Origin of the sequence: Tolypothrix campylonemoides VB511288_2 (assembly GCF_045999855.1) — a bacterium.
GTDB lineage: Bacteria > Cyanobacteriota > Cyanobacteriia > Cyanobacteriales > Nostocaceae > Scytonema > Scytonema bouteillei_A.
The window spans coordinates 29,034-43,333 of record NZ_JBFPMW010000021.1 but is presented as its reverse complement, the minus strand read 5'-3'; the positions used below and the strand labels follow the sequence as shown (position 1 = coordinate 43,333).

17 protein-coding genes are annotated in these 14,300 nt (G+C 39.3%); 7 read left to right on the top strand and 10 right to left on the bottom strand.

What is annotated here, in order from left to right:
* Positions 1-11 precede the first annotated feature (11 nt).
* The 6 genes from AB0756_RS37860 to AB0756_RS37835 form a co-directional block, all read right to left on the bottom strand.
* The gene (locus tag AB0756_RS37860) at positions 12-530 is read right to left on the bottom strand and encodes a 3D domain-containing protein (RefSeq protein ID WP_050045391.1); all 519 of its coding nucleotides are present in this window, start codon (positions 528-530) and stop codon (positions 12-14) included.
* Positions 531-663: 133 nt separating this feature from the next.
* On the bottom strand, positions 664-1,656 hold the full coding sequence (locus AB0756_RS37855; RefSeq protein ID WP_050045390.1) for a glycosyl hydrolase family 17 protein: 993 nt from the start codon (positions 1,654-1,656) through the stop codon (positions 664-666).
* Positions 1,657-1,850: 194 nt separating this feature from the next.
* Entirely contained in the window at positions 1,851-2,261 is a 411-nt protein-coding gene (locus AB0756_RS37850; RefSeq protein ID WP_038091127.1) for a CAP domain-containing protein, read from the bottom strand.
* 52 nt (positions 2,262-2,313) lie between these two features.
* A complete protein-coding gene (locus AB0756_RS37845) occupies positions 2,314-2,721 on the bottom strand; it encodes a CAP domain-containing protein (protein ID WP_050045389.1) in 408 nt (135 codons plus the stop codon).
* Between the two features lie 438 nt (positions 2,722-3,159).
* Positions 3,160-3,699, bottom strand: a complete 540-nt coding sequence (locus tag AB0756_RS37840; protein WP_038091125.1) for a helix-turn-helix domain-containing protein — start codon at positions 3,697-3,699, stop codon at positions 3,160-3,162.
* Positions 3,677-4,225 carry a hypothetical protein gene (locus tag AB0756_RS37835; protein ID WP_038091122.1) on the bottom strand — a complete coding sequence of 183 codons (549 nt, stop codon included), beginning with the start codon at positions 4,223-4,225 and terminating at the stop codon, positions 3,677-3,679. The genes AB0756_RS37840 and AB0756_RS37835 overlap by 23 nt, the downstream gene beginning before the upstream one ends.
* 505 nt (positions 4,226-4,730) lie before the next feature.
* On the opposite strand from AB0756_RS37835, the gene AB0756_RS37830 reads away from it, so the two are divergent.
* From AB0756_RS37830 to AB0756_RS37805, 6 genes are all read left to right on the top strand, one after another.
* Positions 4,731-5,078 (top strand): hypothetical protein, encoded by a 348-nt coding sequence (locus AB0756_RS37830; RefSeq protein WP_408019966.1) that lies wholly within the window; start codon positions 4,731-4,733, stop codon positions 5,076-5,078.
* A 34-nt stretch (positions 5,079-5,112) separates the two neighbouring features.
* Complete coding sequence (locus AB0756_RS37825) at positions 5,113-5,685, top strand: DUF1822 family protein (protein ID WP_050045388.1); 573 nt, start codon at positions 5,113-5,115, stop codon at positions 5,683-5,685.
* 716 nt (positions 5,686-6,401) lie between these two features.
* Complete coding sequence (locus AB0756_RS37820; RefSeq protein ID WP_038091108.1) at positions 6,402-8,288, top strand: alpha-amylase family glycosyl hydrolase; 1,887 nt, start codon at positions 6,402-6,404, stop codon at positions 8,286-8,288.
* 80 nt (positions 8,289-8,368) lie between these two features.
* A complete protein-coding gene (locus tag AB0756_RS37815; RefSeq protein ID WP_038091106.1) occupies positions 8,369-8,836 on the top strand; it encodes a hypothetical protein in 468 nt (155 codons plus the stop codon).
* 12 nt (positions 8,837-8,848) lie between these two features.
* Complete coding sequence (locus AB0756_RS37810) at positions 8,849-9,589, top strand: glycoside hydrolase family protein (protein ID WP_038091102.1); 741 nt, start codon at positions 8,849-8,851, stop codon at positions 9,587-9,589.
* A gap of 101 nt (positions 9,590-9,690) precedes the next feature.
* Positions 9,691-10,188 carry a hypothetical protein gene (locus tag AB0756_RS37805; protein WP_038091099.1) on the top strand — a complete coding sequence of 166 codons (498 nt, stop codon included), beginning with the start codon at positions 9,691-9,693 and terminating at the stop codon, positions 10,186-10,188.
* A 166-nt stretch (positions 10,189-10,354) separates the two neighbouring features.
* On the opposite strand, the gene AB0756_RS37800 is transcribed toward AB0756_RS37805, so the two are convergent.
* From AB0756_RS37800 to AB0756_RS37785, 4 genes are all read right to left on the bottom strand, one after another.
* On the bottom strand, positions 10,355-11,005 hold the full coding sequence (locus AB0756_RS37800) for a sigma-70 RNA polymerase sigma factor region 4 domain-containing protein (protein WP_038091096.1): 651 nt from the start codon (positions 11,003-11,005) through the stop codon (positions 10,355-10,357).
* Between the two features lie 1,233 nt (positions 11,006-12,238).
* Positions 12,239-12,448 (bottom strand): hypothetical protein, encoded by a 210-nt coding sequence (locus tag AB0756_RS37795; protein ID WP_038091095.1) that lies wholly within the window; start codon positions 12,446-12,448, stop codon positions 12,239-12,241.
* Positions 12,449-12,827: 379 nt separating this feature from the next.
* Positions 12,828-13,013: a hypothetical protein gene (locus tag AB0756_RS37790; RefSeq protein ID WP_038091091.1), complete on the bottom strand. Its 186-nt coding sequence runs from the start codon at positions 13,011-13,013 to the stop codon at positions 12,828-12,830.
* A gap of 226 nt (positions 13,014-13,239) precedes the next feature.
* On the bottom strand, positions 13,240-13,458 hold the full coding sequence (locus AB0756_RS37785; protein WP_038091085.1) for a hypothetical protein: 219 nt from the start codon (positions 13,456-13,458) through the stop codon (positions 13,240-13,242).
* Between the two features lie 363 nt (positions 13,459-13,821).
* Between AB0756_RS37785 and AB0756_RS37780 the strand changes: the two genes are divergently transcribed.
* Positions 13,822-14,232, top strand: coding sequence for a hypothetical protein (locus AB0756_RS37780; protein WP_408019967.1), 411 nt, complete (start codon positions 13,822-13,824; stop codon positions 14,230-14,232).
* The last annotated feature ends 68 nt before the right edge of the window (positions 14,233-14,300 follow it).

Genomic DNA, 14,300 nt, shown 5'->3' with positions numbered 1-14,300 from the left:
CAAATATTTGCTTAAAAAATGACCTGAACTTGTTTTCTACCTAAATTAATGGCTTCTTGGTTGGTATCGACAAAAATATCAATTTTATGACCGATGATTGCTGTACCCTTATCTAACGCAGTTGCAGGAACTTGACGACCGTCCCACAATATTATGGTGAACTCTTTTAATAGGGGAATAACGTTTGGATCTACAGCACATTGAATGCGCCCTCTACCGCTTAGGGCTTCTTGCAATGTGGCTCCATGTATCCCTGTTGCAGGAGGATGTCCTTGTGTTTCTTCCCTACTATAGAATGTCGCTTCTACATTTAACGTGTGAGAGGGATTGGGATTGGGTTGACCAAGCCCTGGAATAACAAGTACCATCCCCACTTGAAGTTGTTCGGGGCTACCTCCTATTACACCGCGATTCGCTTCATAAATTTCACCCCAACGATTGCCATCACCGTAGAATTTTTGGGCTATCAAAAATAGGGTGTCTCCAGATTGGACGGTATAACTTTGACTAGATCTTTGAGCTGCTGTCATAATTTTTTTCCGTTTCAAGAATCCAGTTGTCAAAAAACAGAAGTCGCATTAATACAAAATTGCGTTTGTAATTTCTCCCTTATCTCCCTTGTCCCATTAACCAGTGATATCTTTAAATGCAACTCCGTATAAGTTACGCCCTCTTCTCCGCATACTCCCCTCGGTCGTTGAGATACCACAAACCGTAGTGTCCTTCAGCACCGTTAGGTCCAGACCAGGGGTTTTCCGGAGGAACTTGAGCGTTTTGATTGCTTTTCCAAGGTTCGTCAAATGCTTCAAAAAGGTAAGTAGTGACTTGCTGCTCAAATGCCCACTTGTCGATCGCTTCGTAATAAGCAAGCAAATTGTTTGCGTTATTAACCGTGTTGTTAAAACTAATCCCTTGTGAAGACCATCCAGTCTCGCCGATCGCGACTTCGCATTGTGGATTGATTGCAGTCACAGATGTTTTAATGGTATTGAACGCTTGCGCTACTCCATTTACACCTTGTTGGGGAGTGGCTGTATTTGCCGCTGGATAAAGGTTGCAAAGGATAAAATCGCAGTTCTGGATGAGGGTTTTCAACTCGTTGTGAAAATGGCTCTGAGAATTAGCGATTTCTCCAAATGTATGCGATCGCACGCCCACTTTAATATTCAGATCGCGTGCTTTTTGCTTGTGACTGACAATCATGGCATTAACAGCATTAGTTGTTTCTGCGTTAACCACATACTCATTTGTGAAAACCAAAGAAGTAACCGTGTTAGGATAAACAGCGTTTGCTGCCTTAGCTGCAGAAAAAGCAGCTTCGATTTCTGCCTGTTGCAGTGCAGCGTTTGGCAGTTGCTGGTAAATTCCTTGGGCTACCTCAATAACAAGCTGACCTCTTTGCTTGTTTAACTCAGCCGCAGCAAGAGCAACGAGACAGTTAGAATCTACTCGATCCCAAGGTGTTGTGGGTTGGTGATAGCCAGCATAACCCATCCCGTATGTGCAGATTTTGTTAAACTTAGATGCAACGACCTCAAGCATCCGGACAATATCTTGCAAGCTGTAGGAATTCCACCATGGAGTCGTAGCATTTGGAGGGGTTCGAGTCCAACGACCGACATAAGGTTGAAAAGCAACACCAAGAAATTGAGACATAATAAATTCTTCCTGTTCCAGCAAGATATTTTAAGTAAAGGGACGCGGTAGTCGTTAAAAAGTGGTTACTAGCACAAAAAGGCAGAAGGCGCAAATGCTTTCGTATCACCTCGATCCGGTGGCTCCGCCTGGGAATGCCTTACGGGAGCCTCCGCCTCCCTCTCTCGTTCCTCGCCCCAAGCGTTGGACATAACTTACACAGGTGTACCAAACACTTGTGTCCAGTAATGCTTGTAATTAACTTGACCGCTATCGTTTGCTAAGAAGTAATAACCAACTCCAATTTCCCTGTATTCGGGATTCAAGATGTTTTTCCGATGTCCCGAGCTGTTCATCCAACCCTTAACAGCGTCTTCTGGGGTAGAGCCTCCTGCATAAATGTTTTCCGCAGCACGGGAGTATCGATAGCCTGTAGCTTTTATGCGGTCAAATGGCGATGAACCATCTTCTCCTTTGTGATCGAAATAGTCCCGCATGGCCATGTCTACGCTGTGCTTTTCAGCAGCAGCTGCTAACCGACCATCAAGTCTCAGTGGTGGTAAACCTGCTCTTTGGCGTTCGACGTTAGTGAGTTCTACAACGCGATTGATAAATTCTCGGCTCATGGTAAATAACCTCTTAAAATAGTAAATAGTGAAGGATTGACAGTGAACTTGATTAGGGGCTGCCAAAGCATTGTGTCCAGTAATGTTTGTAATTAACATTGCCTGTATCGTTTGCTAAGAAGTAATAACCAACTCCGATTTCCTTGTACTGTGGATTCAGGATGTTGTTCCGATGTCCTTGGCTGTTCATCCATCCTTTGAAAGCGTCTTCTGGTTCAGAACCACCTGCATAAATGTTTTCACCGACAAAGGCTGATGGATAGCCTTCAGCTTTGGCGCGATCTGAAACCTTGCTTCCATCTGGGCTGTTATGACTGAAAAAGTCTTCTAATGCCATGTCTACACTGTGTTTTTGTGCTGCTGCTGCTAACACGGGGTTAAATCTCAGTTCTGGCAAACCTGCTTGACGGCGTTGAGTATTGGTCAGTTCTACAATACGATGAATAAAGTTGCGATTCATGGTCAAAAACCTCTTTATGTTGAGAAATGGTATGAGTCATTTAGTCAGTCACCGGGTCTAAAAGCTAGGCGATCGCAAGGAAAAAGATTAGTATTAGTCTCTTTTCGGTGTAAGATTACCGATGTAATTTCTTTTCCCCAGATCCCGAACGGTAATTTTCGGACGGGAAAGGAGTAGCGATGTCTGCTCTAGCTAAATCGTTAATTCTTTAAAAAAGTTAGCGAGTTTATTATTTGTGACTGAATTTCTTTTTTTGACTTCCTAAGAATTATTATGCAACAGAATATTTTTGATTGAGTGAAATATCTTTAGCATCATCAAGAAATATTAGTGAAATATTTTTAGATGTCTGTTTTGGTTCGAGTCTTATACTTTCATTCATACTTTATTTAGCTGCAAAACTACATTTTTCTAACAGAATACACATCTCCACACCCGTTAAAACTCATTGTTCTGACTCTGCTCTAGTTGAAAACGCTGTGTCTTTCTCCAAACGAGAGGAGTAGAATTGTGGCGATCGCGAAACTGATAGTAGAAAAGATTGGTATTTTGATACCCCACTTCTAAAGCAATCTGCTTAATAGATTTGTTAGTTTTCAAAAGCAAGATGCGTGCTTCTGCCATACGGCGATCGATAATCCAATCAATTATGGTTTTCCCTGTAAGAAGACGCATTAAGTTGGATAAATACGCTGAGGAATAACCAACTTCTTTAGCAATATCATCTAGCTTAATAGGTTGATGGTAATTCAATTCAATAAACTGAAAGACTTTATTAAGGCGGGGAATAGAAGGAAATATGGACTGAGGAGCCTTTAATTTCTGGCTCTCCTTAATACTAGATAATTTCTCCTGTGATAGACAAACACAAACAAGACCATCCTCTGTGTCAGTCACCTCAAACCCTGCTGTCTTCAAGGATTCCATTAAGAGATTTTTATTTTCTGGATTCTCATCAATTACTAGGATAGTATTCATTGTCTCTAGATGTTTCGTTAAATTTTTCACAAGCTCTACCACCACCACCGTCTACACAGCCTTGATATTGAGGGTCTGAATTTTTAGAACAAAAGAAAAGTAATAAAAGCATTCCAATAAAAAGGACTGCACTGTTAGTGGAGTCGCTATTCTTTGTGGATTTGCTATTTTGTGCAGATGGATAACATTTGATTAAATTACTAATTTTTTCTTCTGCCAAAACTTTCAGACCTTTTATACGTCGAAGCCTATGGTTTTGGTCGTCATAAAAATCCCGCTCTATTACGTTCTCTTGGTGAAGATAGCTTAGTTCGTTCTCAAACCATGTTTCTGCTTTGTTAATGTCTGGAACCTGAAGCTTCTTAGATAAGCGCAAGGTATTTTTTAGTTTAGGATACTCCTTTTCTATTTCTTCAAGTGCTTTTTCAGGGGAAGAAATATCCGTGTATCTCAATATACAAAACTTATTATTGTCTTGTTTGTTCTTAAAACAATAAACGTAGCCTTTAGTAGATTTTTCTGACATACTTCAATCTAAGTGGTTATTGCTAAGAATTTGCTAAATCAGAATCACAGAAAGCTCTAAATAATGTGAGTTTAAGATAGGTATGCAGATATAGAGGATTTGCTATCCTCTGTATTACCAAGTCTTTCCGTCTTATCTAGTGCTACAGCTTAATGCAACACCCGAATCAGGATCGATAATTGAGATGCTTCACTGATTACTCGGGTTGCTACAACCTTATTTATCTCTAAAATTACAATTTATTTACAAACCTTAACAAGGAAAGCAGTTTTGAATTGAAAAGGCAGACAGCATAACAATTTTAGTATAGAGTACACACCACCCTTCTGCCCGCAGCCCTCACTTACGTGCCGATGCTTGTGAGACTTGTAGAAAAATCTGCGATCGCAAACATTAAACCAAGACCTTTAACACATCTATTTGTAAAGTTTTATAAATTCCATTAAATCATTCAGATAAAAGCTTTGTTAACTATCCGATAACCTTTTGTAAGAGAACAATCTATATGAACGAACAACAGCTGAAAGAGTTAGCTTTAATAGCCCAACAACATCCGCCAGGTACAACAGCCAGACGAATAGCTCTATCAAAGCTTATTGACAGTATTTACCGTTCTAGCAAACTTTGCTACCCATATAAAGGTCAATTCCCTAAACTTTACAAACATATCTATGAGGAGGCTGTACAAGACCTATTTTTGTACCTTTGTAAAAATATTGACCAATACGATTCCCAACGTAGTGAATTTATGACGTGGGTGAATATGTTATTAAGTCAGCGTTTTTTTAAAGAAGCTATTCCCAAGATAGTTGAAGAATATCAGGAAATTCATTCCGAAATTTGTGTGAGTTAGAAGCTTAATACTAGTTAAAGAAGTTATAAATCTAATGGAAACCCTCTCTACATTTACTAGTTTTATATCTCCCGTTTCTCGTAAATTGGCAAGACAATGGTCAAAACAGCAAGCTACGCCTGAAAAAAAACAGCAAGTTTTGCTCAATAGCTTATCTGTATCCTTCGTAAATTTTTATCTAAACTGCATGGGGTTTGAGACAGATATAGAAGCTAGTGACAGTTGGAATCCAGTACAGCAAACTTTGATGAATGTAGCAGATTTACAAATCAAAGGTTTAGGTAAATTAGAATGCCTTCCTATTTTAGAGAATGCACAATCAATTTACGTACCACCAGAAGTTCAATCAAATAGAGTTGGTTATGTTGCTGTACAAATTAGTCAGAATTTACGAGAAGCAACGTTATTAGGTTTTGTCAAAAAATTCACAGAAGAATCTTTGTCTATCAATCAATTACAACCTCTAGAACATTTATTTTATTGTTTAGAGGAATGCACGCAATTAACAAAAGTAGATTTCACCATTCAAGGCTTTGTAGATTTAAAAGTATGGTTAGAAAAGAGTTTTGAAATAGATTGGAATTCAATTGAACAAGAAAGTAGCTAGGAACTAAGAGCCAAATGATAATATTTTTCACAATGCTACTTTTAACATATAAAGAATAAAGGTACCAGAAGTAGGTTGGGGAGCCACTTACGTGCGGAGAGAAGTTGCGGCTTGGGGGTTTCCCCCCAACCCCACTTCGTGGGGACCCTTAAGCCCCCCGTTGAGTGACGTGGCGTTTGAGGAACGAAACCCAACAGGAGCATCCCAATGTGGAAAAAATACGCTTTGCGATGTTGTCTTGTTCCCAGCCTCCAAGCGGGGAATGGATTCCAAGAGGCTCTGCTTCTAGTCAACTTTAGTAGAGGCGCAGCTTCCCAGCATAGGTTCCCAGCCTAGAGGCTCTTAACCAGTTACGGTAAGGGTTATGTCTTAACTTAGTGCCATTCGGAACGAAACTTAACAATAAGGTTAATGTTAGATTCAGCTTTTAAAACATCCTCTTAGCCCCCTTAGTAAGAGGGTTGGGGATCGTATGTAGCAATAAGTTCGTGAAATGGTATGGCTTTTGTCTTCTAGCTCTTTCTTCAAAAACTTTCTATTTTTTTGGATAAAAAGGTTGCCAACACCAGAATAATAAATAGAGCTTACAAGTAAAACTAACGTAAAAGATTTAGCATTTTTTCAAGAAATAGGAAAAAAGTTATTTTTTATATTTACGTTAGTTTTTAAAACTTACATGGCCTAGTAATATATTGTCGAACAGAAAGAATTTCAAAATGGTTGAAAAGCAATTAGCTAAACTGAATCTTGATACATTCAAACCCCAAGCAGGCTTTTTTCCTTCTCCTATTGCGTGGGAAGACCAAGTTTTTTACTTTATGATGCTTGACAGATTTTCTGATGGCAAAGAAATAGGATACAAAGACATTGAGGGAAGCATAGTTTCTAAAAGTCCAACTCGCACAACTCCAATGTTTACCCAGGAAGATAGTGGAAACGCCACTAAAATTTCTGCTGATGCAAACCGTTGGCGTGAAGCTGGGGTTAAGTATGTCGGCGGTAATCTCAAAGGACTAAAAAGCAAAATTGGCTATTTGAAGCGGTTGGGAGTGACAGCTATATGGATTAGCCCAATTTTTAAGCAAGTACGCTTTCAAGAAACTTATCACGGCTATGGTATTCAAAATTTTCTGGATGTTGAACCGAATTTTGGAACCCGTGAGGACTTGCAAGATTTAGTCAACACTGCTCATGCAAATGGCATATATGTGATTTTGGATATTATCCTGAATCACGTTGGTAATGTATTTAGCTATGCACCAAATCGCTATTGGATACAGGACGAAGCAGGAAACAGAATTCTCGATCCCCGTTGGGATGGAAATCCTTATGAGGTCAAAGGATTTAACGATAAAAATGGGCTTCCTATTATACCATTCCAGAAAGCCGACCCCAATTCTCCAGCAACATGGGTCGATGAAGATGAAGCAATTTGGCCAATTGAATTCCAAGACCCTTCTTTTTACACTCAAAAAGGACGTATAGACAACTGGGATAACGACCCAGAGTATTTAGAGGGTGATTTTTTTGATTTAAAAGATGTCAATCACGGTGAAGGAACTCTTGATAATTATACCCCTTCCCCAGCACTCAAATATCTTTGTGAAGTGTATAAATTCTGGATAGCTTATGCAGATGTAGATGGATTTCGCATCGATACCGTTAAACACATGGATAAAGGCGCTACCCGCTTTTTTGTTGCTGCTATCCACGAGTTTGCCCAAACTATTGGTAAAGAGCATTTCTTTTTAGTTGGTGAAATCACTGGAGGTCGGAAAAGAGCATTTGAGACTTTGGAAGAAACAGGCTTAAACGCTGCTTTGGGTATAGATGATATCCCTGACAAGCTTGAGTATCTAGTGAAAGGATACCGCAATCCTGAAGACTACTTCGGTCTGTTCCGTAATTCCGAGCTGATTCAGAAAGAATCAAACATTTGGTTTAGAGATAAAGTCGTGACGATGTTTGACGACCACGACCAAGTTCGTAAGGGACAAAACAAGGCTCGCTTTTGTGCTGACCAAAATGCTGAAAAAGCCGTGTTGACTGCTTTAGCACTCAATGCAATGACTTTGGGAATTCCTTGTATTTATTACGGAACTGAACAATGCTTTGATGGAAATGGGGGTAGCGATCGCTACTTACGAGAAGCCATGTTTGGTGGTGAATTTGGAGCATTTAGAAGCCGAGGAGTACACTTCTTTAATGAAGATAACCCAGTGTATCAAGAGCTAGCCAAAATTTTAGAAATTAGAAAAAATAATTTGGTTTTGTGTCGCGGTCGCCAATACTTACGCCCGATTTCTGGCGATGGGCAAAATTTTGGTTTCCCAAAAATGATTGGGAATCAAATACGCTCTGTCGTTCCTTGGTCGCGTATTCTCAGTAGAAAAGAAATGCTATTAGCAATTAATACTGACTTTGAACAACCAAGCACAGCCTGGGTCACTATCGACAACGAACTGCACAATGAGGGCGATATATTGACTTGTATTTACTCTACTGATAAAGAACAAATCAGTCAAAAAGTACTCGTTGAAGCTAAAAATGGTAAGTCTGTGAAAATTACAGTTCCTGCTACAGGCTTTGTCATTTATGGGTAGGCGTTGAAGAACACGAACTTAACCAACATCGGTTAACACAACAACACAGTTAATTCAAATTCAAATCAAAAAGGAGAAGTATGAGTATGCTTTTATTTTTCACGATGGCACTAGACGAAACACCACAATTGAATAAAGGAAGACTATTCCTTATTGATGAAACTCAAGGAATTGTCGGCAGATGGGTAGCAACAACCAGCACCGCAGACAAGCAAGGTGTCAAAGATTGGAATGTTCGTGGTGGAGTGTTACCTGCAACTTATGAACTGGCTCAGCCGTTACCTTTTTACTCTGTAGCAGTCAATCCTGTAAACCTTAAACACGTTAAAGGAGTCGAAGGCAATGGTTATCCAATTACACCCTTCGAGGTCAAAACAAAGGATGGAGGGACTCGCAGCGATCTGCTAATTCATAGAGATGCAAATGTGCCAGGAAGTATGGGCTGTATTGTGCTTCCAGATGGTGAGTTTGCAGACTTTGAAAAAGTCTTCTCTGCAAAATGCAAAAACCAAAAAGAAGTCAACCTCCTTGTTGGTTACACTTATTAAAAGGAGAAAAAAATGAAACTTCAAGACATTATCGAGCTTAACAAATCTTTTGAGTTTGATTATTTAGCTCAAGACCGCGAGTTAGCACAGCAAGTTCAAATCCGCCTTGTCGAGCTAAAACTACTTTCGGGAGTTGCTGACGGCGCTTATGGACCAATCACCAGACAAGCAACTGTGAAATTTGCCCAAGCCTTTGATTTAGCCGAACTTTTAAATGCAGCATTTGCAGAAAATCTCATTGAAGCTACACATATTCCCAATTCCTCTACTTCCATTCTTACAAGCTTACCCATTTGTGGAGTTGAGTTAATCAAACGCTTTGAAGGTTGCTTTCTCAATGCATACCCCGATCCTTTAACCAAACGCGAACCCATCACAATTGGCTGGGGATCGACAAAGAAACGTGACGGGAGTCCATGGCGTCTTGGAGAAAGCATTTCCCAACAACAAGCAGATGAGCTTTTGATTCTTCAGTTAGAAAAAAGTTACTTACCCGATTTAGCAAAAATCCCTTGTTGGAGCGAACTGAACCCCAACCAACAAGGAGCATTACTCAGCTTTGGCTACAACTTGGGGAGTAAATTCTACGGCGCTCCTGGCTTCGACTCCATAACCAGAGTCTTAAAGAATCGTGATTGGACCAAAATCCGCGAAACTTTCATCAAGTATCGCAATCCTGGAACAAACGTTGAGAAAGGACTTTTAGCACGAAGACAAGCTGAAGCAGAATTATTCCTCACACCGATAATTTAAACCCCTCATTCCCAGGCGAGCCTGGGAATACCTTTTCATAAAGTACGACCTTTGACTTCTACAACTTTAAGCAAAATATTACGTTATCAGGAGAACTGCTCATGTACAAAAAGTTAATGACTGTCACTACCGCTTTTGTTACCCTTTCTGCTACTGCTCTTTCTCTTTTGAATGCACCTGCTTATGCTAATAAAGCTTCAGTGTATTTACGTCAATGTACGGCTTACGATGATATTGGAGAATTTGTTATGCCTCTTGACGAAGGTTACTACCCTCGTGTAAAAGGTGGAAGATTTAGAGATGGTGATGGGTTCCTTGAAGTCGTGACACCAGATCCAGAAGATCCAGATATTCGGATAATTGTTCATGTCCCCAACAATTGTTTAGCTAACCTTTCTTGTACATATAATACTTCTTTATATATAGTTCGTCGCGGAGATTCACTTTCTGAGATGGCTCGACAAATATTAGGAAATAGTAACCGTTGGAGGGATATTAGAAAGCTTGATGGTACACGGTTTACAAAAGATGAGGCTCAATATTTGGAACCAGGAGAGAGAGTCTGCATTCCTAATCTAGATGACGTATCCGAAAATTAATTAGGCATCTCCAAAAAAGAATGTAGAGACAAGCACTACTTAGTCTCTACAAGGATTGTTGCATTGCGTATTCAATTTTTGAAAATGTCTGCTGGTTTAGCTTCAATTTATTATGTAGCTGTTTTACGTGGTTGAAATGATGTTGTCAATTGGATGCTGTTTAGCATTATTGAATTGTTTCCAATCCACATACTTCTCTTAAATCATCCCGAAATTTTTCCAAACATCTTTGATAAAAGTTACTTAATGTCGGAATGGGAATATCAAACTCATCTGACATCTCTTTCCAAGATATACCAGACCATTTTTTTATAGCTATTTCTCGGAAATTCACTTTAGGGTATTTTTTCATGTATGCTTGCTGAAAAATACTTTTTGGATCTTTTTCTATGTATTGTCTAATTTTTTGAAAAGCAGTAACACAATCATCTTCACCGTTACTCTCCTCAAATGGCAGAGCTTCTAAGTTTTCTAAAAAAGAGCTTTCTACTTGAATCTCACGACCTTTTCCCAAAATTTTTGGGATAGCCTCTTTAAAAAACCGTTGATTTAATAGCATATTGATCCACGTCATAAATTCACTCCGCTCTGGATCGTATTTATCAATGTTTTTACAAACATATAAAAACAGATTTTGTAATGCCTCATCATAAATGTCTTGATAAACTTTTTGAAATTTGCACTTATACGAACAGTAAAGTTTGCCCGAGCGATAAATACCACAGATTAGCTTTGATAAAGCCACACGTCTTGCTGTTGTATTTATTGGTTGTTGTTGAATTTTTAGAGCTAGTTCTTTAAGCTGTTGGTCGTTCATAAGTAAAACGATAGATTCACCTCAATTAACAAGATAAAAAGAAACGCCAAAGAACGCACTAACCATCTGTGCTGTGTTGAATATCAAACCGGGCTATCAAAAATACACTTTTCTGTATGCACTGCTCAATCTACTTTTTATGCAAGCCAGAACTGTACCAAAAATGAAGAATGGTACGCTTGGAAATAATAAAGGGGTCTAGCCAGGGTACCTGCAAAATCGGATACGCTGTAAAGAATTATTACAATAATTGTTCTCTTTGTTTGATAACTTGCCCATAAATGATAAAGGAACAATCAAATTTTTACACGGTCAAATCAACTCTTCACCCTTTTCAAAACCTTAAACTTGTCCATAACAATCATTTTTGGTGATATGTTCATATTCAGCAGATATCAAAGCCACGGTTTGAAACAACAATAAATCAATGGTTTTAACTCTTCGGCGTTACACTCGTTTACAACGTGTCCCAATTTACGCGTATCCCGGCTGAACCCCGTTCTGAGTCCAGAAATAATTGGCATACCCCATACCAAGATGTTGATATTTGGGATTGAGCAGGTTGTGCCGAGGTTCAGCCTGTTTGAATCCCATATATTCATCAAACTCCACTGCTAACTAAGTTCAAACCTGAGATTTACTGACTTCTTTCTGACTTGTGACTAATTTTGTTATGACTTATCTCTTGTATAATTCTTTTGAAGAAGGCAGGAGGCAGAGGGCAGCTATGTATATGTTCGTTGGGGATTCAGACCCCAACCAATGGGGCGCACCGCAAGTGACTGGAGTTTAGACTAAAAATTAGTACACCAGCAAATCCTCCTAAACCTCGTGAAAAATCTCCTGGTTGGAGAACAGGACAACAACGCCAATGTAGAATTCAGTATCCCATTGTCAAAAAAAGTACTTCAATTCCTCGCAGGGAAACGTCAAAGTCGGCTTGAATTCTTGTGTTGTAATTTTTCTAATCTAATTTTCTTCAACCCACTATCCCTGGGTCATTTGTCATGTTTTAGTCTAGTTTCCGGTAAATAACCTCGTCTCTAAAAACTAAAACCAGTCAGTAAACCTTATTGAAGAAATAAGCTACTGACTGGTTTGATTAGTTCACGCTACGGCAACGGTGTCAGGTGTCGGAATGCTCACGAGTGGTAGAAGTTCATCCAAGCTAACAGAATAGTGTGTATTTGATACGTACTGCGTACTTCTTGGGTGTAATGAAACTTAATTTTCTTAATATTTATCCGGAGCACCTGAACCGGAAAACTCGTCCAAAAGCCTCTGCTGCCTCCTTCTTTCGTCTTCTTCGGCTTGCTGGTTCAAAACTCTCAAGATATCTTGATTAAGCCCACCTCTTATCTTCACAGATTCATCATCGGAAAGTTCCTCTAAATTATTGATTTGGTTATCAGACTGCAATTCAGTGATTTTGATATTAGTCATAATTTACTCTGTACGTAAATAAACATTACATATTCGTGATAAAATATACCATTCTTCTGAAATGAATCATCAATTTATACGTATTTTATTAAGTACAAAACTTTTTCACACACATTGGCGCTATTTGTGAAATGGGGTGGATAAAGTTGTGTCCAGAGTTGCAGAGAACTCCATATAACGGGGTGTCGCAGGAACCATAGATGGGGGACTAACTATAAGTCTTACGTAGTTCGTCCATAGTTCGTCGTCTCTTATAAGAAGTCGGCAGTATCTTTGTCCACTCACAACAGCAATGAGCCAATAGCGTACAAAGTTAATCTTTGTCCTCTACCACTCAATGCGGACAAGGATAACTATGTACACTAAAAGAAGACAAAGATTAACTTTGCCCGTAATCCGCAACAGGAGAAGCGAACAATCCACCTTCTGAATATTCCCAATAGTATGCTAGAAGTAATCCCGGCTGCTCCGCTTTTACTCCTCCAAAAATACTTTCCAGTTGTTCGTCACTAAGTTCTTCGATTGTCTGTTCAATTTGTAACTCATTAATTTTTAGAACAGTCATGAATACTCCTTAGATTCTCGATGTGTATTGTGTATTGTTTGTACGTTCGGTCACTTTGGAAGGGTGAGCGGAATTAAAGCCTTATAAGGAATTAGGAAAGTACAAAATAAAATGTGATGTCCAAATAGTCCATCTATCAATTTAATTTGAACGTCCAAATTTTTTCGGGTAGAAATTAGTTTTCACTTCTACCCGAACCGCACTTTAAAAAGTGTTTAGAACAAATCTATGCCCCCATATTACCGCCAGCTACAGCATCCAAAGAACCATTGCCAGTACTGTCACCATAAAATGTACCACCATTTTTAGCCCCCCAATACACCGCTCTTGCAATATATCCATAAGCGGTTACAACCCATCCCCCTGAGATTGCTGAGGATTCCTCATCGCCAAGTTCTTCGATTATCTCTTCAATTTGTAACTCATTAATTTTTAAAACAGTCATGAATACTCCTTAAATTCTCGATGTGTATTGTTTATGTAAACGCATCTAATATTTAAGTTAAAAGTATAACCATTATCTTAGATAGATGCAACATTTCTAGGTTGGTAATCAAAGAAAAAAAAGATTTTTTTAATATTCTCAAAGCTAAAAATCAAACATTACACAGTCACAATCTGCGTAGTTTTTCTTGCAAACCGCTTGTGGGTTCGCGCATTTATACTGGAGTTTAGACTAGAGCACGCGCTCGCTTCGGTGGTAGCGGTGCCAAAAAAGCTGTAAAAAAAATGAAGGGATACCTGTGGTTAAAACAGGCACCCAAGGAGTGGAAGATGAAAGAAGCACTACCAACTTTCGTCTACCACTATGAATTCTATTTCCAAACTAAAAGCATTCCGCCAAGCGGCATATGACAATTTGTGTCGAGCGCACGACTCAATGTTTGAACTAAAAGATGCAGTTCTACTCACACGGAAAATTTATAGTCTAGCAGAGTTATCTTTGTCACCTGTTTTTCGGCGTAAGTGGCCGAGTATTTATGAGGCAGTAGAAGACTCAAGACCGCAACGTAAAAAGTTAATGCGATTATACATTGACCAAATACCCGTGCCAGAAGCTAAGTCGCGGATAATACTAGCAGGAGACCATACGGCTTGGGCAAGACCTTACGCAGTTACATTACAAGACCGCACAACCGAGCATTATGTTACTGGAATCCCCAATAACAAGCCAGTTGCGCCTGGTGAGGGCTATAGTACTATAGTTTGGGTTCGGTGAAGAGTCGGGGAGTTGGGCTTTGCCTCTGCGACATGAAAGAATAACTAGTTGGGAAAGTCCAATTTCAA

What these genes read in the sequence shown, in the direction of transcription:
- AB0756_RS37810 (WP_038091102.1), top strand. Translation starts at nt 8,849, where the DNA reads ATGAAACTTCAAGACATTATCGAGCTTAACAAATCTTTTGAGTTTGAT.
- AB0756_RS37825 (WP_050045388.1), top strand. Translation starts at nt 5,113, where the DNA reads ATGGAAACCCTCTCTACATTTACTAGTTTTATATCTCCCGTTTCTCGT.
- AB0756_RS37845 (WP_050045389.1), bottom strand. Translation starts at nt 2,721, where the DNA reads ATGAATCGCAACTTTATTCATCGTATTGTAGAACTGACCAATACTCAA.
- AB0756_RS37840 (WP_038091125.1), bottom strand. Translation starts at nt 3,699, where the DNA reads ATGAATACTATCCTAGTAATTGATGAGAATCCAGAAAATAAAAATCTC.
- AB0756_RS37795 (WP_038091095.1), bottom strand. Translation starts at nt 12,448, where the DNA reads ATGACTAATATCAAAATCACTGAATTGCAGTCTGATAACCAAATCAAT.
- AB0756_RS37785 (WP_038091085.1), bottom strand. Translation starts at nt 13,458, where the DNA reads ATGACTGTTTTAAAAATTAATGAGTTACAAATTGAAGAGATAATCGAA.
- AB0756_RS37860 (WP_050045391.1), bottom strand. Translation starts at nt 530, where the DNA reads ATGACAGCAGCTCAAAGATCTAGTCAAAGTTATACCGTCCAATCTGGA.
- AB0756_RS37780 (WP_408019967.1), top strand. Translation starts at nt 13,822, where the DNA reads ATGAATTCTATTTCCAAACTAAAAGCATTCCGCCAAGCGGCATATGAC.
- AB0756_RS37830 (WP_408019966.1), top strand. Translation starts at nt 4,731, where the DNA reads ATGAACGAACAACAGCTGAAAGAGTTAGCTTTAATAGCCCAACAACAT.
- AB0756_RS37805 (WP_038091099.1), top strand. Translation starts at nt 9,691, where the DNA reads ATGTACAAAAAGTTAATGACTGTCACTACCGCTTTTGTTACCCTTTCT.
- AB0756_RS37815 (WP_038091106.1), top strand. Translation starts at nt 8,369, where the DNA reads ATGAGTATGCTTTTATTTTTCACGATGGCACTAGACGAAACACCACAA.
- AB0756_RS37800 (WP_038091096.1), bottom strand. Translation starts at nt 11,005, where the DNA reads ATGAACGACCAACAGCTTAAAGAACTAGCTCTAAAAATTCAACAACAA.
- AB0756_RS37820 (WP_038091108.1), top strand. Translation starts at nt 6,402, where the DNA reads ATGGTTGAAAAGCAATTAGCTAAACTGAATCTTGATACATTCAAACCC.
- AB0756_RS37850 (WP_038091127.1), bottom strand. Translation starts at nt 2,261, where the DNA reads ATGAGCCGAGAATTTATCAATCGCGTTGTAGAACTCACTAACGTCGAA.
- AB0756_RS37835 (WP_038091122.1), bottom strand. Translation starts at nt 4,225, where the DNA reads ATGTCAGAAAAATCTACTAAAGGCTACGTTTATTGTTTTAAGAACAAA.
- AB0756_RS37790 (WP_038091091.1), bottom strand. Translation starts at nt 13,013, where the DNA reads ATGACTGTTCTAAAAATTAATGAGTTACAAATTGAACAGACAATCGAA.
- AB0756_RS37855 (WP_050045390.1), bottom strand. Translation starts at nt 1,656, where the DNA reads ATGTCTCAATTTCTTGGTGTTGCTTTTCAACCTTATGTCGGTCGTTGG.